Source organism: Spirulina sp. CCNP1310 (genome assembly GCF_034932185.1).
In the GTDB taxonomy this organism is placed as follows: Bacteria; Cyanobacteriota; Cyanobacteriia; order Cyanobacteriales; family Spirulinaceae; genus Spirulina.
This window is the reverse complement of the sequence record NZ_JAYGHW010000003.1, coordinates 80,238-97,183: the sequence shown is the minus strand read 5'-3', so window position 1 is coordinate 97,183 and position 16,946 is coordinate 80,238. Positions and strand designations below refer to the sequence as shown.

At 54.1% G+C, this 16,946-nt stretch carries 18 protein-coding genes; 12 read left to right on the top strand and 6 right to left on the bottom strand.

Annotated elements, in window-relative coordinates:
* The first annotated feature begins 176 nt into the window (after positions 1–176).
* On the top strand, positions 177–749 hold the full coding sequence (locus VB712_RS01675) for a hypothetical protein (protein WP_323251475.1): 573 nt from the start codon (positions 177–179) through the stop codon (positions 747–749).
* A gap of 41 nt (positions 750–790) precedes the next feature.
* Here VB712_RS01675 and VB712_RS01670 read toward each other — a convergent pair whose 3' ends face one another.
* The gene (locus VB712_RS01670; RefSeq protein WP_323251473.1) at positions 791–1,318 is read right to left on the bottom strand and encodes a gamma carbonic anhydrase family protein; all 528 of its coding nucleotides are present in this window, start codon (positions 1,316–1,318) and stop codon (positions 791–793) included.
* A gap of 99 nt (positions 1,319–1,417) precedes the next feature.
* Positions 1,418–2,023: a fasciclin domain-containing protein gene (locus tag VB712_RS01665; RefSeq protein WP_323251471.1), complete on the bottom strand. Its 606-nt coding sequence runs from the start codon at positions 2,021–2,023 to the stop codon at positions 1,418–1,420.
* 220 nt (positions 2,024–2,243) lie between these two features.
* Between VB712_RS01665 and hemL the strand changes: the two genes are divergently transcribed.
* Entirely contained in the window at positions 2,244–3,545 is a 1,302-nt protein-coding gene (gene hemL / locus VB712_RS01660) for a glutamate-1-semialdehyde 2,1-aminomutase (RefSeq protein WP_323251469.1), read from the top strand.
* Positions 3,546–3,670: 125 nt separating this feature from the next.
* Here the strand turns inward: hemL and VB712_RS01655 are convergent, their stop codons facing one another.
* The 3 genes from VB712_RS01655 to VB712_RS01645 form a co-directional block, all read right to left on the bottom strand.
* Positions 3,671–4,747 carry a Gfo/Idh/MocA family oxidoreductase gene (locus tag VB712_RS01655; protein ID WP_323251467.1) on the bottom strand — a complete coding sequence of 359 codons (1,077 nt, stop codon included), beginning with the start codon at positions 4,745–4,747 and terminating at the stop codon, positions 3,671–3,673.
* A 203-nt stretch (positions 4,748–4,950) separates the two neighbouring features.
* Positions 4,951–5,193, bottom strand: coding sequence for a DUF3148 domain-containing protein (locus tag VB712_RS01650; protein ID WP_323251465.1), 243 nt, complete (start codon positions 5,191–5,193; stop codon positions 4,951–4,953).
* A gap of 161 nt (positions 5,194–5,354) precedes the next feature.
* Positions 5,355–6,137 (bottom strand): sulfite exporter TauE/SafE family protein, encoded by a 783-nt coding sequence (locus VB712_RS01645; protein ID WP_323251463.1) that lies wholly within the window; start codon positions 6,135–6,137, stop codon positions 5,355–5,357.
* A 181-nt stretch (positions 6,138–6,318) separates the two neighbouring features.
* Here VB712_RS01645 and VB712_RS01640 point away from each other — a divergent pair, with 181 nt between their 5' ends.
* From VB712_RS01640 to VB712_RS01625, 4 genes are all read left to right on the top strand, one after another.
* On the top strand, positions 6,319–6,519 hold the full coding sequence (locus VB712_RS01640; protein ID WP_323251462.1) for a DUF751 family protein: 201 nt from the start codon (positions 6,319–6,321) through the stop codon (positions 6,517–6,519).
* 103 nt (positions 6,520–6,622) lie between these two features.
* Positions 6,623–7,000, top strand: a complete 378-nt coding sequence (gene rbfA / locus VB712_RS01635; RefSeq protein WP_323251459.1) for a 30S ribosome-binding factor RbfA — start codon at positions 6,623–6,625, stop codon at positions 6,998–7,000.
* A gap of 115 nt (positions 7,001–7,115) precedes the next feature.
* Positions 7,116–8,717 carry a glycoside hydrolase family 3 N-terminal domain-containing protein gene (locus VB712_RS01630; RefSeq protein WP_323251457.1) on the top strand — a complete coding sequence of 534 codons (1,602 nt, stop codon included), beginning with the start codon at positions 7,116–7,118 and terminating at the stop codon, positions 8,715–8,717.
* A gap of 375 nt (positions 8,718–9,092) precedes the next feature.
* Positions 9,093–9,359, top strand: a complete 267-nt coding sequence (locus tag VB712_RS01625) for a DUF4327 family protein (protein WP_323251455.1) — start codon at positions 9,093–9,095, stop codon at positions 9,357–9,359.
* A 22-nt stretch (positions 9,360–9,381) separates the two neighbouring features.
* On the opposite strand, the gene VB712_RS01620 is transcribed toward VB712_RS01625, so the two are convergent.
* On the bottom strand, positions 9,382–9,741 hold the full coding sequence (locus VB712_RS01620; RefSeq protein WP_323251453.1) for a hypothetical protein: 360 nt from the start codon (positions 9,739–9,741) through the stop codon (positions 9,382–9,384).
* Positions 9,742–9,933: 192 nt separating this feature from the next.
* Here VB712_RS01620 and VB712_RS01615 point away from each other — a divergent pair, with 192 nt between their 5' ends.
* The 6 genes from VB712_RS01615 to VB712_RS01590 all read left to right on the top strand — a co-directional run bounded on the left by VB712_RS01615 (position 9,934) and on the right by VB712_RS01590 (position 16,931).
* On the top strand, positions 9,934–10,890 hold the full coding sequence (locus VB712_RS01615) for a cation diffusion facilitator family transporter (protein ID WP_323251451.1): 957 nt from the start codon (positions 9,934–9,936) through the stop codon (positions 10,888–10,890).
* A 318-nt stretch (positions 10,891–11,208) separates the two neighbouring features.
* Positions 11,209–14,115, top strand: a complete 2,907-nt coding sequence (locus VB712_RS01610) for a CHAT domain-containing tetratricopeptide repeat protein (protein ID WP_323251449.1) — start codon at positions 11,209–11,211, stop codon at positions 14,113–14,115.
* Between the two features lie 32 nt (positions 14,116–14,147).
* The gene (gene xseB, locus VB712_RS01605) at positions 14,148–14,360 is read left to right on the top strand and encodes an exodeoxyribonuclease VII small subunit (protein WP_323251447.1); all 213 of its coding nucleotides are present in this window, start codon (positions 14,148–14,150) and stop codon (positions 14,358–14,360) included.
* Positions 14,361–14,496: 136 nt separating this feature from the next.
* Positions 14,497–15,414: a M48 family metallopeptidase gene (locus VB712_RS01600; protein WP_323251445.1), complete on the top strand. Its 918-nt coding sequence runs from the start codon at positions 14,497–14,499 to the stop codon at positions 15,412–15,414.
* Positions 15,411–16,580: a hormogonium polysaccharide biosynthesis glycosyltransferase HpsP gene (hpsP, locus tag VB712_RS01595; protein WP_323251443.1), complete on the top strand. Its 1,170-nt coding sequence runs from the start codon at positions 15,411–15,413 to the stop codon at positions 16,578–16,580. Before VB712_RS01600 ends, hpsP begins: the two co-directional genes overlap by 4 nt.
* A gap of 63 nt (positions 16,581–16,643) precedes the next feature.
* A complete protein-coding gene (locus VB712_RS01590; RefSeq protein ID WP_323251441.1) occupies positions 16,644–16,931 on the top strand; it encodes a hypothetical protein in 288 nt (95 codons plus the stop codon).
* Positions 16,932–16,946 lie beyond the last annotated feature (15 nt).

Genomic DNA, 16,946 nt, shown 5'->3' with positions numbered 1-16,946 from the left:
GATCGCTCCTCAGGGGTGATCCCCGGTTGGGGGAGAATTTCCCCTTCCCTGCCGTAGCAGGCATCCCCCTAGCTAGTATATTGAAAGGAACGCCCTCCCTTTCCGGTGGAGAGAAGTGCTGCGTTCTGCCTTGGCCCGATGGGCTAATGGAGCGTTTTCCTGCTTGAATCAAATTGATGAAACAGACGAACCAGCCCCTACATCTCGAATTTGACACCGACCGCGCCTATATCCCCATCATCTACGATGAGCGAGAGGTGGGGTTTTGTACGCCGGAAATTGCGGCGCGGATCGTGGAAACCCTCAATGAAGATGAGCAACTCCATGAGGATAACGAGACGTTAACCAAGGCCCTCCAGATGGTGTGTCGGGATTTGCTCAAAAAGACCGGCGGCAACCCCGCCAACGTCACCCGGTTGATGGAGCGGTATTTGGAAAATGCCAAGCGCCCGGAATTTGGCACAAGGGCGATCGCCTTTTTACTGCGCGATCGCCAGCAGGAACTGGATGTGAGTGATAAAGAATTCGTCTTTTTTTGCAACTCCTATCGTCTCTCCCCTCAGGAATTGCGGGATATTTATCGCGGCAAAGACATCACCGACAATCAGCTTAAAGTTCTCTCCCGGATTCTCGGTAAATCCGTCGATGAACTGCGGGATATCCGCGACGGATTTAGTAATAAGGAAATGAACACCCTGGCCCGGATTCTGGGGACATCGGCTCAGGAACTCACTGAATTACTCAAGTAAGGGGGCAAAATGTTGCGCCCCTACGCAGATTGTTAGATCAGCTAGCGAAATCCTAGATCTGTTCCTGTTCCGGCGTGAACCCGCGCTAACTTCTCGTAGCGTTGGGCGTGTTCAATTAATCCCGCCGCTTGGGTATCGTCAATGGAGCGGATTAGTTTAGCGGGAATCCCCACCATGAGCGATCGCGGCGGCACATCTTTTGTCACCACACAGCCCGCCCCGATGATGCTCCCTGCCCCCACGCGCACCCCATTGAGGACAATTGCGCCAATGCCAATCAAGCACCCCCGCTCCACATGGGCCGAATGGATCACCGCCCGATGGCCCACCGTCACAAACTCCTCTAACACCGTCGGCTCTCCCGGATCGCCATGGAGTACCGCCCCATCCTGAATATTGCTATGGGCCCCAATCTCAATCCGCTCCACATCCCCCCGCAGCACCGCCCCATACCAAACACTCACCCCTGGATGTAACACCACATCCCCGATCACCGTCGCATTGGGGGCAATAAAGGCCGCTTGGCTATGATCAGGAGTCGGCCAAAAGGAAGCAGTTACATTGATCATGGATTTGCAGAATCTAGAGTTGAACAGAATCCCCCATCGAGCATCACGCCCAACGGGGGATCATCGCTAGATCATATCAAAGCAGATCGAACCAACGGTTTACCACAAGCCCCGGATCGGCCCTTGCTCCCGACTGGCCAACGTACTGGCCACCCCAGGGGGAATCAACACCGCATCGGTGAAATGCACATAACCATTGCTGGGGTTATTTTGAGAACCCGTCACATTCGCCGTATCCACCATCACATTGCCCTCCGGATTCCGGCCAATACTCAACACATCGCCGCTAGCCGTTTCCAGCATCCGGTTTTCTGCCACCTCCGGTAAGCGCATTGCACTGGGCAAAACATGATAGGTTAACACCTTCCGCAACAGATCGCGATTCTCCGACTTCATCAACGCCGTCAACACCCCCGGCGGCAACGCATCAAAAGCCGCATTATTGGGCGCAAACAGCGTCATCGGCGTTGTTCCCCCCAAAACATCCTGCAAACCCGCCGTCCGCAGCAGCGTCCCCAACGTACTCAAGGACTCCGTGCCATCCACCACATCCATCAATGTGCCGTTAGCTTGGGCCAAGTCCAAGGGAACGGGGGTTGTTTCGGGATCAGCGGCAACAGCAGCAGGATTAAACATCAGCGTTGCGCCCAAACTCGAAATTGCCGCCACCAGAGCGAAAGACAGTGAATTGAATTTGATTGTCATTGTGATCTGGGATTGAGAATTTCCCCACAATTCTAAGCAATTGATTGGGAACCGGACAAAAACTAGGCAACAATGGGCCAAAGTACTGGGGTCTGATTCCATTAGGATAGAGACTGGGTTCGGAATGTTGGGGGGTTTAGGGCCAAGTACCATGAACCCACAACAGCTGAACCCTCGAAGTGGATGCACCCATTTAGCTTGCGATTAAGGAGAGAATATTTTGGTTGCCACATCAAATTTAAAAACCACTAAATCTGAAGAAATTTTTACCGCTGCCCAGAAATTAATGCCCGGTGGCGTGAGTTCTCCGGTGCGTGCCTTTAAATCCGTGGGCGGTCAGCCCATTGTTTTCGATCGCGTCCATGGCCCCCATATTTGGGATGTAGATGAGAATCAATATATTGATTATGTGGGGACTTGGGGGCCGGCTATCTGTGGCCATGCCCATCCAGAGGTGATCGCCGCCCTCCATGAAGCCCTGGTAAAAGGCACAAGCTTTGGTGCGCCCTGTGTGTTGGAAAACGTGCTGGCGGAAATGGTGATCGATGCTGTGCCTAGTATTGAAATGGTGCGGTTTGTCAATTCCGGCACAGAGGCCTGTATGTCGGTGTTGCGGCTGATGCGGGCTTTTACGGGTCGGGAAAAAATTATCAAGTTTGAAGGCTGCTACCACGGCCATGCGGATATGTTTTTGGTGAAGGCCGGGTCTGGGGTCGCCACCCTGGGTTTACCCGACTCCCCCGGTGTGCCAAAAACCACCGCCGCCGCCACCCTCACCGCCCCCTACAACGATCTCGAAGCGGTGAAAGCCCTGTTTGCCGAAAATCCCGATCAAATTGCGGGCGTGATCCTAGAGCCGGTGGTGGGTAATTCCGGCTTTATTCCCCCCGATGCCGGTTTCCTGGAGGGTTTACGCCTGATCACCCAGGAAAATGGGGCGTTGTTGATGTTTGATGAGGTGATGACGGGGTTCCGCATTGCCTACGGTGGAGCGCAGGAGAAATTCGGGGTCACGCCGGATTTAACGACGTTGGGGAAAGTGATCGGCGGTGGTTTGCCGGTGGGGGCCTATGGTGGCCGCAAGGATATTATGGCAATGGTGGCTCCATCAGGGCCGATGTACCAAGCGGGAACGCTGTCGGGGAATCCTTTGGCGATGACGGCGGGGATTAAAACCCTGGAGTTGCTCCAAAAGCCCGGCAGTTATGACTATTTGGAAGCCATGACCCAAAAGTTAGTGAATGGGTTATTGGCGATCGCCCAAGAAACCGGCCATCCCGCCTGTGGCGGTAGCATTAGCGGCATGTTTGGCTTCTTCTTCCAAGGCGGCCCCGTTCGCAATTACGACGATGCTAAAAAATCCGATAGCGCCAAGTTCGCTCGCTTCCATCGGGGGATGTTGGAGCAGGGGGTTTATTTAGCCCCTTCCCAGTTTGAGGCGGGGTTCATGTCCTTGGCTCACACCGACGGGGAAATTGACCAAACCCTCGCAGCAGCCCGCATCGTAATGGCGAATCTATAGCGTTTTCGCGACTGATGAGAACTCTAACTCCCCCTTTTTAAGGGGGATTGAGGGGGATCTCTGTACCGCATCGCAACAGGGGGGCGAAAAAATTTTGTGCCTCCGGCAGGCTTACGCAAACGCCCCTACCCATTGAAGGCCATCACATTTTGATTCAAAGGCTGACCTAGGGGCCAATCTTCCTGATGCCAGGCTTGGCCATCTAGGGCCATCTTTTCAATGGCACTGGCCAGACGCAACGCCTTGAGGGCCTGCTCACCCCCCACCGAGGGCTGCTCTCCTCCCCGTACACAATTGACAAAATGCTCTAATTCGGCGTGGAGGGGTTCAATATTACTGGTGTAAACCTTCTCGATCAGGCCATCCTGACGGTAAAGCACTTGGCCGTAATCCGTCATGCAATTTGCGGTAGTTTGGCGATGAATCAGGATTTCATTATTGAGGAAATCCGCTTCCGTGAGGGAATTCTTGCAATGGGCGGCAATACTACGAATTTTGCGATGGGTGACTTTGCTCGCCGTTAACGTCGCCACAATACCGTTAGCAAACCCTAACGTGGCCGTCACATAGTCCAAATAACCAGAATCCGAGGCGCGGCTGCCACTGGCGGTAACTTTCACGACGGAAGAATTGGCCAACTCCAGCAACAGATCAATATCGTGGATCATCAAATCCAACACCACCGAGACATCATTCGCCCGGTTAGCGTAGGGACTCATGCGGTGGGCTTCGAGGGCAAGGAGTTCTTCGGTGGCGAGGACTTTACTGAGTTCCTGAAAGGCGGGGTTAAAGCGCTCAATATGCCCCACTTGGAGGATGCAATTGGATTCGGCGGCGGTGTTGACGAGGGATTCGGCTTCGGTGATGCTAGCGGCGATCGGTTTTTCCACCAAGACGTGAACCCCGGCACTGAGGCAATCCATCCCCACTTGATGGTGGAGCCGGGTGGGGACGGCGATGCAAACGGCATCAACGTGGGGGAGGAGGTCTTGATAGCTTTCAAAAAAGCGGACGCGGTACTTGCTGGCAGTATCGAGGCCCCGCTCCACATTCACATCAGAAATACCCACCAATTGCACGCCTTTGAGGAGACTTAAAACGCGGGTGTGGTGTTGTCCCATATTGCCAACGCCCACGACCCCAATCCGAATCGGTCGCTGGGGAGATCGCGGCGTGGTCACGGCTGGCTCTGCTTTGCTCATGCTGGTTTGGCTCCTTAGATCTCCCTATGGCTGATGGCATCAGCGTTTTCGCTGTTGTTGTTGTGCAAAATTTACCCCGATACTACCACAGTCTTAAGAAAGGCAAAGATTAATCACCAAGATTAATCTCACTTTTTTCCGGGGAAACGGGTTAGCTCTATTCTTTGACCCTTGAGGCGATCGCCTCCCCAAAGGGGGCCAGTTTAGCCATTGTCTGGGGGGGAATCGGGGGCGATCGCCAGATAACTTTCCTCCATCAAGAACACCCCCCGCGTAAATTTCACCGCCCAACCCCCGGGCCGCCGCTCTAAAATTGTCCCCTGCTCATCCGTGGCAATCAGGTCAGCGGGGCGGAGCATGGGCATGGGGTCAGCGGTTTTTAAATAGGGGGGGCGTTGGCTGAGGGTGACGGTTTGGCCGACGTGGTAGGGAATGGGATCGCTCATGGTACTGGGGGAATGGAGATTAAGACTGATCGAATCATAGGAAATTCCGTTGTCCAATTGATGGGCGTGGGGGCGAATTGATCGGTGTGGGGGCGTTGGCGTAAGCCTGCCGGAGGTACAAAGATTTTTCGCCCCTACGAGGCGGATGTGATGATTTGGGTTTAACCCGGAAAACTGCCCATGGCTCGGCCAAAGAAATAGAGGGCTAAGATCGCCAAGAGACTCCGAAAGAGGAGATTAACGACAGCATCAGGGAGTTTGGGGAGGTAGCGGGTGCTGACTTGCGCCCCCAAGAGGCCGCCGATGCCTAAAATTAGCCCCGATAACCAAAGCACATTTCCTTGCAGGGCATGGCTGCCAGCGGCAGCAATGGAGGTAATCACGATCACGCCTAAGCTGGTTTGAATGGCCAGCTTAATCGGTTCCTGGAGCAATAGCATTTGCAGAGGAACCATGATCACACCGCCCCCTACGCCAAACACCCCCGCTAACAGCCCCGCCGCTGCTCCGGTTCCCAAGCGGGCCACGATGGGATTGATCGCCGCTGAGGTGGTGGGGGAATCCTGGGCCGCTTGACGGGCGATCAGGCGTTTGCGTAATGTGACTAAAAAGATGGTCAGGATCAGCAACAGTCCAAAGGCGGCTTCTTTAATATAGGTGGGCAATTGTTGAATAATCAGCGGCCCTAAAGGGGCGGTGGCGATCGCTGGCAAGCCCAAAAACATCACCCGCCGCCAATCCAATAACCCCATCCGCCAATTTTGTACCGTTCCCGAACAGGAGGTCATCACAATGGCTAAACTACTGGTGGCCACGGCTTGGTCATAGCCAATATTCAAGGCCACCATTAAGGGAACTAACACCGTCCCGCCGCCAATGCCCAATAGCCCCGCCAACAAGCCCGACACCAATCCCCCCACACCTAACCAAATTAAATCGTCCACCCTTGTTTTCCTTTGTTTGTGAGCATGAAACCCTTGGGGCGACCATCTGCCCGCCCTGAGGGCCACTGCATCCTAGCTTGAGTTTTATCCCCAATCAACTGGAGGAATTCCGCCTAGGGGCGATCGCACCCGGTCGGGAACAGGCTATGGTTAAAGGTGAGATTTTAGCGCGATCGCCACCATGGAAGAATTTTTTAATAACGTCCTACGGTATTGCCGTTACTTTATTACCTTTACCCTGGGGGTGTTTTTCGCCCTCTTCCAGTGGGTGCAGCCGATGTTTAACAGTCCCCTGCGGCTCACAGCCCTGATCGGCATTCTTGTGGGCCTAACCGGATTTATTTTCTTTACACTCCGGGCAATGCTGGGCTTCACGGTTTGAGACTGGCTAAAGGTTGTCGTAACGACAAAGGTTTGTCGTCAGGACTTTAGTCCTCGGTTTGATCATCAAAATTTGCTGAATTGTTTTATTTAAAGGAGTCACTATGGCCACCAGTCGCCGCGTATCCCGCGTTTCTGCCCTGATTAAACGGGAAGTGAGCCAACTACTCTGTCACGAGATCAAAGATGATCGCGTCGGAGCAGGGATGGTCAGCGTTACCGATGTGGTTGTATCGGGGGATCTCCAACACGCCAAAATTTTTGTCAGTATCTATGGCAGTGATGAAGCCAGAGCGGAAACCATGGAGGGTTTAGCTTCTTCATCGGGGTTTGTCCGCCGGGAGTTGGGGCAACGGGTACGCCTACGCCGCACGCCGGAAGTGATTTTTCTCGAAGACCGCTCCATTGAACGGGGCGATCGCGTCCTCACCCTCCTCACCCAGTTAAACCAAGACCGGCCCCTCGGTGAGGAAGAGGAATAACCGATCTTTGGGGAGAAGAGAGAATAGAGCAGAGAGAAAAGAGTTCAGTTAATTCCTCCTCACTCCTCACTTCTCACTCCTCACTCCTCACTCCTCACTCCCCCCTTTCCACCCTATGACCTCCCCTTCCCTGCGATCGCAAATCGGCCAAATGATCGTCGTGCGAGCCTCTGGCCACCTGTTAGATCACCAAATCCGCTACCCCCAATGGGAAGCCCCCCAAGCCAAACTCCACCGTTGGATTAGCGAGTGGAATGTGGGGGGGGTGATTTTACTGGGTGGGACGGTGGCAGAGTTGGCCCTGCGTACCGCTCAACTGCAAAGTTGGGCAACCACGCCCCTGCTGATCGCCGCTGATATTGAAGAAGGGGTGGGGCAACGGTTTCCCGGTGCGACGGAATTACCGCCGCCGATGGCTTTGCAGGCTATTGCCAACCAATCTGAAGGCGAAGAATACGCCCGGCAAATGGGGGAAATTACCGCCCAAGAATCCCTAGCCTTGGGGTTAAATTGGATCCTCGCTCCTGTGGTGGATGTCAATAATAATCCTGAAAATCCGGTGATTAATGTGCGGGCCTTTGGGGAAGATGCCGCCACCGTCAGCCGTTTAGCCGCCGCCTTCATTGAAGGTTGCCACCGTCACCCCGTCCTCACCTGTGCTAAACATTTCCCCGGCCATGGCGATACCAGCGTCGATTCCCATTTAGCATTGCCGGAAATTCCCCACGGGGGCGATCGCCTCTCCACCGTTGAAATTCCCCCCTTTGCCGCCGCCATTGCTGCCGGGGTCGATGGGGTGATGTCTGGCCATTTAATGATCCCCGCCTGGGATGATGCCGCCCCCGCCACGCTCTCACAACCGATCCTCACTGGGCAACTGCGGCAAAATCTAGGGTTTGAGGGGTTGATTGTTACGGATGCCTTGGTGATGGGGGGAATTGCCCATTGGGCCAGTCCGGAAGAAGTGGCGGTGCAAGCCGTGGCCGCCGGAGCCGATATTGTGCTGATGCCCGCTGATCCCGAACAAGCGATCCTCGCCATTGAGGCCGCCGTCACCGCTGGCCGCATTCCCCCAGAACAGATCACCGCTTCCGTTGCCCGCATTGCCGCCGCTAAGGCCAAAGTGATTCCGCCTCCAAGGGAACCCGTAGGCGATCGCCTCACCCACCTCCATACCCCCAGCAGTCAAAAAATCCTGCGGCAGATCCTCACCGCTTCCCTCCGCCAAGGGGGAACCTTCACCCCCAAGCCCGAAGCATCGGGATCGCCCCTGAATATGATCATCGTCGGCAACCTGCTCAATATGCCCTTTTTGGATCTGGCAACGCCGGCGATCGCCCTCCCCCAGAGCCTCGGCTATCAACACCGCATCATCGAACCCCCCCAACTGCTCGAAATAGCAGCCCCCCCAGTTCACCCCCACAATCTTTTACAGATATTTATCCGGGGCAATCCCTTCCGAGGCACAGCGGGTTTAGCCCCAGAAATCAAGGCCCAGCTTAAATGTTTATTACAGAATCAGTATTTTGGGGCCCTGGCCCTTTACGGTAGTCCTTATCTGGCGGATTGGTTCAGTGCTAATTGTGACGGCACATTGCCTTGGGTGTTCAGTTATGGTCAGATGCCCGCAGCCCAAGACATCGTTCTTAACATACTGCTGAAGCAGCAAATCTCACATTCCTTACATTTTCAGAAGTTCGGGGAAGAATTCATATAAATTCTATTAATCTATATTTCAGGAATTTTTCCCGTTTGGTTTGAGATTATAGAGGTGTGGGATCGCAAAGTGCCGCTCTTTTGAAGGCAAATGGTGGGGTAAAACCCACTATTCCTATGTATCGGCTGAAATTTTTGCACTTTGGAGATTTTCGGCAACCCGATCAACCCCCTGAGGTGCTAGGCGCAGACGCTAACACAGATTATCAGGAATAATGGGGTGTTTTGGAATTCTTATCACGGTAGGCAAGGAATCTGTAACTCATTATACTGAAACAATGATGCTTGTCTGGGTAAGAGAACTCCCGCAGTTTTCTGGCCACGCCGCCCAATCAACCATGCAGTACCCACAATCAGGCTTGTTTAAAGGTGAATTATGAGTGTAAATACATTAACTGCTCCCAACTCCATCGCTGTTTCCCCCAATCAGGACTTGCACTATTCCATTGATATGTTGCAGGACGAAGCTCGTCAGTTGGTTGATCAAGGGGTGGTGAGTCGTCAACAGCCCATCTATGTGCTGTGCCAATATATCCCGGCACGGGAATGGGTCTGCGTGGAGTGTGAATTGGAGAAATGCGAATATTTGCTCCGCGATCGCATCGCTGACTTGATCGGCTCCCAATCCTGGGACAACGACTAACCCAACACCCCCCTGACATCGTTTAACGGGCTTCAGCCTCTAATTGTTCCACATACTGATTGAGATCTTCAATCAAGCGGGTTAGCTCCGCTTCGGCACTGATGCGGATTTTGTCGTCCCGCAGTGTGATCAGTACCTTAGCTGCGAAGGGGCTAGGGTAGATGTTCGGGTTGCAAAATAATTCCAAAAACACCGACCCCGTATAGCAATAGTCGAGGGAAGGTTTAGGCTGCGGCCGTTGTCCCGGTGTTGTCCCTTGGATAGCGGTGGCCTTGAGGTCTTGCATGAGAGTGGCGATCGCCCCCTGCATAGCTGAGACCGTCTCTGGTGGACAGCTAAAAGAAACCGAGCCTTCAAGTAAATTAATCGTCAATTGAGCCATCGTTAAGCCACTAAAGAAAAAAAAGCCCCAGCGTCATCGGGAAAATCCCCACTGAATCAAAGCAATTAGACCATAAATTGGGCGAAGGCGCAAAATGCCCCCTCCCCCCATCGGGGCGATCGCCCCCTTCCCCGCTCACTCCGAAATTGCCGTGGTAAACTGCCCTCAACGGCTCAACATCCAGGATGGGGAATGGCACGCTCAATCCGCAATCAAGTTCAATTTGTCTTAGTCGTCACCCTTGGCCTCAACCTCATGGTGATGGCCATCAAGGCCGCCCTGGGATTGTGGACAGGTTCTCTCAGCCTGCAAGCCGATGCCCTTCACAGCGTCACCGACAGCGCCAACAACGTCTTAGGACTGGTGGCCAACCGTTGGTCTTCTCCCCACCCTGATCGCGAACATCCCTACGGTCATCAAAAGTTTGAAGCCTTGGGAGCCTTGGGGATTGCCGTTTTTTTAGGCATTACCTGTTTTGAAATTTTCAGCACAGCGGTGGGGCGATTGTGGGAGAAAAATACGCCCGTGACGGTTTCAGGGCCAGAATTGTGGCTGCTGTTGCTTGTCCTGGGGATTAATATTTTTGTGGCAGTTTATGAACGCCGCATTGGGGTGCGCTTGGGTAGTAGTCTGCTGATTGCCGATGCAAAACACACCCTCAGTGATGTTTGGGTGACAATTACCGTGTTGGTGGGGATGATTGGCCTGTGGCAAAGCCAGGTGTGGAATCTGCCGCAATTGCTCTGGTTAGATGTGCTGTTGGCGTTTCCGGTGGCGTTGTTGGTGTTTCGGAGCGGCTGGGAAGTGTTGCGGGATAATTTGCCCTGGCTGGTGGATGAGATGGCCATTGCTCCAGAGGCGATTTATAAAGTCGTGATGACCGTGCCGGGGGTGGTCAATTGCCATGACATTGCCTCACGGGGCTTACTGGGGCGGATGGTGTTTATTGAAATGCATATGATCGTGACGGCGGCGGATGTGGAAACAGCCCACACCATTACCGAAGCGGTGGAAGCGGCTTTAGCCGATCGCTTTAGTCCACTGCGGGTGCTCATTCACATCGAACCCCCGGCCTATGAATCCGATCAGATTACATTTGAGATTGAACAGGTTAAGAATGGGTTAGATCCAGAGGAGACTGGGGGTTAATCCTGTGGGAAACTGGGGCAAAACCTGTGGAAAAGCCTCGGAGAATGTGGAAAACATCAATATTGAGCGCACCCTTGGGGGGAAATCATCCCCCGGCTGCGCCAGGAAACATTCCAATCTATTGGATAATGGACTTCAGCTTGCCCCCCTGCTTTCATGGATTAGTCGTACCCAAGCCTATTTATTGCCTTGCTCATGTTGCCATTCCTGCTGCAATGGTTGAGGGATCTGTTCAGCGCATTGCTGAGTTCTGAATCACCCATCCCACATCCTACTGAAATCCCCCCCCTCACCAATGAAGGTTACGAGACGCTCTTTTTGCAATTAACTGAAGGGGTAGCCTGTGGATGGCAGCGATCGCAACTCCTCGATCATTTAGGGATTCGCCAACACGACCCTTGGTTTGTGGCTTGGTTGCAACGCTACGGTAAAAATTTGCTGCGCCAGTCTCCCCAGAACTTGAACCGCAATTTCGCAGAGCAGATGGTGCGCCTAGGCAATTTAGGCTGTGGGGAATTGGGGGAATTGTCCGCCAGTTTAGGGCGGCGGCTCTTGGCCATGGGCGATCGCTCCTCCCAAAGCCAACCCTCCCCCACCCCCTTGGCCCAAACCCTAGAATCGGAAAATCCCCAAGAACTGTTTGATTACGGGGTCAACCTCTACAAATTGGGGGAATTGGAGGGGGCATTATCCCTCTGGCGTACTGCCTTGGAGTATCAGCCCGACTTTAGCGAAGCTCAAAATGCTTGCGGTGTGGTGCATTATGCCCTTCGACAATGGCCAGAGGCCTTGGGGTGTTTTGATCAAGTCACCGTGACCCAGCCGGATTTTATGGTGGGGTATTTCAATCGCGGTCATGTCTATCTGGAACTGGAGGAATTGGAGGCAGCGATCGCCGACTTTACAGCGGTGATTGACCAAGATCCTGATCTTCAGTATTACAGCTATCTCAGTCGTGGTTTTGCCCATCTCCATCAGGGCGCATACCCCCAAGCGCTGGCGGATTTTAACCAAACCATTGCCCTCCAGCCGGATTTAGCCGAAGGCTACCATGGCCGGGGGATGGTACACCATGCGCTAGGGGATTCCGAAGGGGCGATCGCTGACTTCACCACCGCCCTCAACCAGGATCCCAATTGCCATGATGCCTATCACAATCGCGCCTTAGCCTGGCAGAGCCTAGGGCGACATCGGAGCGCCATTGAAGACTTTACCCAGGCCATTCTCCTCCATCCCAACTTTTACGCCGCCTACTACAATCGCGGCAATAGTTATCTAGAACTGGGGGATGGGGGCAAGGCGATCGCCAATTATAAAGAAGCCCTCGCCCTCAAGCCCGGCTATGTCCTCGCCCACAATGGCCAGGGTGTGGCCCTCACCGCCTTGGGACAATACGAAGCCGCCCTCACCGCTTTCCAAACCGCCCTAGAACTAGAGCCGGATTTTTGGCCCGCCTGGGCCAATCGCGGTTGGACAATGTATGCCGCCCCCAACCTCGGCGCGACGGCGGCCCTGCAAAATTGGGAAACGGGCCTAAACCAACTCCAACAAACCCAACGGGAGCGGGCCTTAGCCCTGGGAACCCTCGCCCATTACAGCGGTTTAGCCTTTGCTGAGGTGGCCCAAAGCCAACCCAAGCAGGCCCGGCCCTTGCTGGAGCGGGCGATCGCCGCCTTCAAGCGCAGCCTAGACTGGCTCCAAGACCAACCGGGTCTAGAAACCACCTATCTCCAGGTGATGACGGATCTAATCGTCAGCTATCAACGCACCGGCAGCATTTTAAACACCAAAAATAACCTCAACATTGCCCTACTCATCCTCAATCAACTCCAACTCAACAGTCCCAACCTTACCCAAAAACGCCATCTCCTCCATCAATTTCGCGGCCTCTATCAGCTTAAAGTCGAGCAACTCTCCCAAGCCCTCGACCCGAAACAGCGGATCCAGGCCCTTGAACTCTCCGAAGAACGGAAAAATCTGTTAATTGCAAGTCAACTCAACCCCCATTGGACGGGCCAAGGCATTGCTTCCCCCAATGTGGTGGAAATGAACCGGCTGCTCAATCCCCAAACCGCAATGATTCACTGGCAGGTTAGCCCCGCCAGCATTAGCACATTTATCCTCCTCAAGGATCAACCTGTCATCATCATTTCCGGCAACTATGACCAGCGGATTGAGTTTCAACAGTGGTGGGAGCGGTGGTCAAAGCAATGGGAAACCCATCGTCAGCGCAGCGGCAACCCGGCGGAAAATCAACAATGGTTCAATGATCTCTGGCCCCAACTGGCAGAGTTGGCAACGGGGTTAGATATTCCCCGGATCCTGATGGCCTTACCACCGGAGGTAACACAGTTAATTCTGCTCCCCCATCAGGAATTACACCTCCTGCCCCTCCATCTCGTCCTCAATCATCCCCAGTTTGACCATCCCCCCTATCAGATCACCTATTTACCCTCCGTCCAATTGGGCATTAAGGGCGTGGAGTCTGCCCGCCGCTCCCCAGGGGGGCAAGATATGCCCCTGTTGACGGTGGCGGGCATGGGGACGGATTGGGGAGCGGTGGATTTAGAATTGGCGGTGGTGCAGCAATATTTTGTCAGTCGTCATCTTGAATCGGAAACCGCCACGCTCCCGCAGGTTTTAGCGGCCCTCGAACAACCCATTCAAATCTTCCATTTTGCCGGGGATAGCTTTTGGGATGGCACATTAGGGAGGCAGAGCGGCCTGCGCCTTGGGGATCAGACGGTGCTATCGCTGCAAGATTTGCAGGGCTTGGAGAGTCCGATGCCGACGTTGGTGTGTTTATCGGGCCATAGCTGCCATTTTCCGCCGGATTTTGCCCTGGAGTTGGAAGGCTTGGCACTGCCGACATTTTTCTTAGAGCGGGGTACAACAGATGTACTGGTGAGCCTATGGCCGGGAACCGATGGGTCAACGATGCTGTTGATGGGGCGTTTTTATGAGGCGTTGAAGCAATCTGCCCCGCCAGCGATCGCCCTCCACACCGCCCAACATTGGCTCAAAACCCTCACCTATGGGCAACTGCTAGACCATTACAACCAACTCCTCACCCATCTTCAGAATGCCTCCCCCCGTTGCTTAGAACAACTCAAGCTCGCCCGTGATTTAACCCAAGAAAAGGCTCAACGCCAAGGGGAAGCTTTTTGTCCCTATGAGCATCCTTACTATTGGGGTGGTTTTATCCTCCTGGGTTTGCCATATTAAGAGAGAAACTATAATTTTCCCACTAATCAACGATGGCAGAGTGGAACTATGAAACGGCGATCGCCCAAGTGGAGGCGATTATTCAACAGTTAGAAACCGGCAATCTTCCCCTAGAACAGGTATTTAGTCAGTTTGAGGTGGCCACAACGCAGTTGCGGGATTGTGAAACCTTTCTCGCAGCGGGGCAACAACAAATAAACTTGGTGGTGGAAACCTTGGGTTCTGAATCAGAATTGGACGGTTAAGGGATTGGAATGTTGGGGCAAACCTGACAAATTTCCTTGTTAACCTAGAAGAAAATCCCCTTGCTGCTGTTGGAGATTTTAAGATAAGCCCTTAGGTTCTCCCTCGGTAATTTACCCCCTTTAACCCCGTCACGCAATGTTAAACCCCGTCAAAGCCACCGCCACCGCCCTGTTGACTGCAATCTGTACCGTCACACTGACAGGGGGAATTGCCCCTCGCTTGAGTTCTGAAGCCCTCGCCCAGAACCGCTCCACCTTCACCACCCCCCCCACCCTAGAAGAAAGCTCCATTTACGACAAAGCCCGCGAAGATTTGTCCCCCAATCTTTATATGCTTTATCGGATTGTTGAACGGATTGCCCGGGCTAATGGCCTGACCAATCATCCCTGGCGGGTCGTGGTTGCCGATGACACGTTGATCAACGCCTACGCCACCGAAGTAAATTTAGTGATCGTCCATTTTGGCCTTTTGGATCAAATGGCCGGGGATATTTCCGCCCTCGCCTGCGTGGTGGGCCATGAAATGGCCCACCACACCGAGCGCCATATTGCCATCCGCACCTCCCGCGTCGCCGATTGGCAAGAAGAAACCCGCAATGCTAACAGTCGCGAATTCCAAGAACGGATGGCCAGCCTCGCCCGTGAACATGAACAAGAAGCCGATATGATTGGCTATCAATACTCCGTTACTGCTGGGTTTGATCCCTCCGGTTGCGTCCGGGGTTTAGAAATGCTCTCCCGGCTGCCGGGAACGATGCGCGACAGCGCTACCCACCCTTCCGTTCCCCGTCGCATTGAAGCGATTCAAGCCCTCATTGATGCCACCCCGCCGGAGGTCTTACGCTCCCGTGGCCAACTGGGCCTGACCACATCCGATCCCCTCTCCTACGAAATGCTCGAAGATAAAGAGTGGCTACGGATTAATTCAGTGCGGGGCGGTAGCTTTGTGGAGGATTGGAATCGCCTCTTCCCCGATGAGATTATTGATCCCAACTTTACCCCCCCCGAAGATCCCGAAGGGGAGGAAACTGAAACTGATCAATCTGGGGAATGAAAATTCTTCACATTATTCCCGCTATTTCCCCCGTCTATGGTGGCCCGAGTCAGATGGTGCGGGGGTTATCGGCGGCTTTGGCTGCCCAGGGGGTGAAGGTGGAAATTCTCACCACCGATGCCAATGGGGATGTGGGGCAGGCTCCCTTAGCGGTTCCTTTCAACTGTTTGGTTTCAGAAGCAGGTTATGGGGTGCGGTATTTTCCCTGTTCGCCTTTGCGCCGCTATAAATTTTCTGCGCCGCTGTTGGGGTGGTTGGCTCGCCATAGCCATGAATATGATCTGGCCCATATCCATGCGTTGTTTTCGCCGGTCAGTACGGCGGCGGCCACCATTGCCCGCTGGCGAGGTTTACCCTATATTTTGCGACCCTTGGGAACGTTAGATCCGCAGGATTTGCGCAAAAAACGACGGATGAAGGCCCTCTATGGCCGGTGGTTGGAGCGCCCCAATTTGGCAGGGGCGGCGGCGGTGCATTTCACCAGTACGACGGAGGCAGCAACGGCCTATCGCTATGGGGTGAAAACGCGGGATCTGGTGATTCCTTTGGGGGTGGATCTGCCGGATTTGCCGGAGCGGGGTCGGGCCCGTGAGCGGTGGGGGATTGGGGCTGATGCCTTGCTTGTGCTCTATATGTCCCGTTTGGATCGCAAAAAGGGGATTGAGTTGTTACTGAAGGCGTTAGAGGGGGCGATCGCCGCTGGCCTACCCATCCATTTTGTCCTGGCGGGTTCCAATAGCCAAGATCCAGGCTATGAGGGGGAGTTAGCGGCGCAGATTTCCGGATCGGTGTTGGCGGATTGCACGACGATCGCCGGGTTTGTGGCGGGGGCGGATAAGTGGGCGCTGCTGCGGGATGCGGATTTGTTTGTCTTGCCCTCCTATTATGAAAATTTTGGCATTGCGGTAGCGGAAGCGATGGCGGCGGGGCTGCCGGTGGTGATTTCCGATGGGGTGGATTTGTGGCCGGCGGTGGCCCAAGCCGAGGCGGGTTGGGTGATGCCGCCGGAGGTGGAGGCACTGACGGAAACCTTATTGATCGCTTTACAAGATCCGACTGAACGCCAACGGCGGGGAAATAATGCCTTGAATTTGGTGCGATCGCAATACAGTTGGGGGGCGATCGCCGCCCAAATACGCCAAGCCTATGGCCAATTAGCGCGATAATCTGAGGGATCAAAGGGGCCAAAATCCTGTACAACAGAGAAGTTTTCCTCTGCTGCCGCTGCTATGCCTGCTCAATTGCGTGTCCTTGCCAATACGGTGTTTAAGCTCTCTGTCCAAGAATCCTCGGTCTTGCCTACGGATGCAAAGGTTCCTGTTTATCAGGGGCAAGAATTTGCGATCGCCACCTACAACCCGGCGGAAAATGCCCATATTCAATTGGTGTTTAGCCGTTCTCCCTTCCCCAGCCATCCCAACGCTTTGCAATGGTTTGCGTTTAAGGGCCATGTGGAATTGATTGATGGAGAGCGGATCATGCCTCCCCCGCAACATCCTCAATCTTGGAGCCATTAAGCAAGGGGGCGAACT

Bases quoted from the DNA above. Each gene is read 5' to 3' on its own strand.
- VB712_RS01620 (WP_323251453.1), bottom strand. From the start codon at position 9,741: ATGGCTCAATTGACGATTAATTTACTTGAAGGCTCGGTTTCTTTTAGC.
- VB712_RS01640 (WP_323251462.1), top strand. From the start codon at position 6,319: ATGGAAGAATTTTTTAATAACGTCCTACGGTATTGCCGTTACTTTATT.
- VB712_RS01675 (WP_323251475.1), top strand. From the start codon at position 177: ATGAAACAGACGAACCAGCCCCTACATCTCGAATTTGACACCGACCGC.
- VB712_RS01600 (WP_323251445.1), top strand. From the start codon at position 14,497: ATGTTAAACCCCGTCAAAGCCACCGCCACCGCCCTGTTGACTGCAATC.
- VB712_RS01590 (WP_323251441.1), top strand. From the start codon at position 16,644: ATGCCTGCTCAATTGCGTGTCCTTGCCAATACGGTGTTTAAGCTCTCT.
- VB712_RS01615 (WP_323251451.1), top strand. From the start codon at position 9,934: ATGGCACGCTCAATCCGCAATCAAGTTCAATTTGTCTTAGTCGTCACC.
- VB712_RS01625 (WP_323251455.1), top strand. From the start codon at position 9,093: ATGAGTGTAAATACATTAACTGCTCCCAACTCCATCGCTGTTTCCCCC.
- VB712_RS01655 (WP_323251467.1), bottom strand. From the start codon at position 4,747: ATGAGCAAAGCAGAGCCAGCCGTGACCACGCCGCGATCTCCCCAGCGA.
- VB712_RS01630 (WP_323251457.1), top strand. From the start codon at position 7,116: ATGACCTCCCCTTCCCTGCGATCGCAAATCGGCCAAATGATCGTCGTG.
- rbfA (WP_323251459.1), top strand. From the start codon at position 6,623: ATGGCCACCAGTCGCCGCGTATCCCGCGTTTCTGCCCTGATTAAACGG.
- VB712_RS01665 (WP_323251471.1), bottom strand. From the start codon at position 2,023: ATGACAATCAAATTCAATTCACTGTCTTTCGCTCTGGTGGCGGCAATT.
- hpsP (WP_323251443.1), top strand. From the start codon at position 15,411: ATGAAAATTCTTCACATTATTCCCGCTATTTCCCCCGTCTATGGTGGC.
- VB712_RS01650 (WP_323251465.1), bottom strand. From the start codon at position 5,193: ATGAGCGATCCCATTCCCTACCACGTCGGCCAAACCGTCACCCTCAGC.
- xseB (WP_323251447.1), top strand. From the start codon at position 14,148: ATGGCAGAGTGGAACTATGAAACGGCGATCGCCCAAGTGGAGGCGATT.
- VB712_RS01670 (WP_323251473.1), bottom strand. From the start codon at position 1,318: ATGATCAATGTAACTGCTTCCTTTTGGCCGACTCCTGATCATAGCCAA.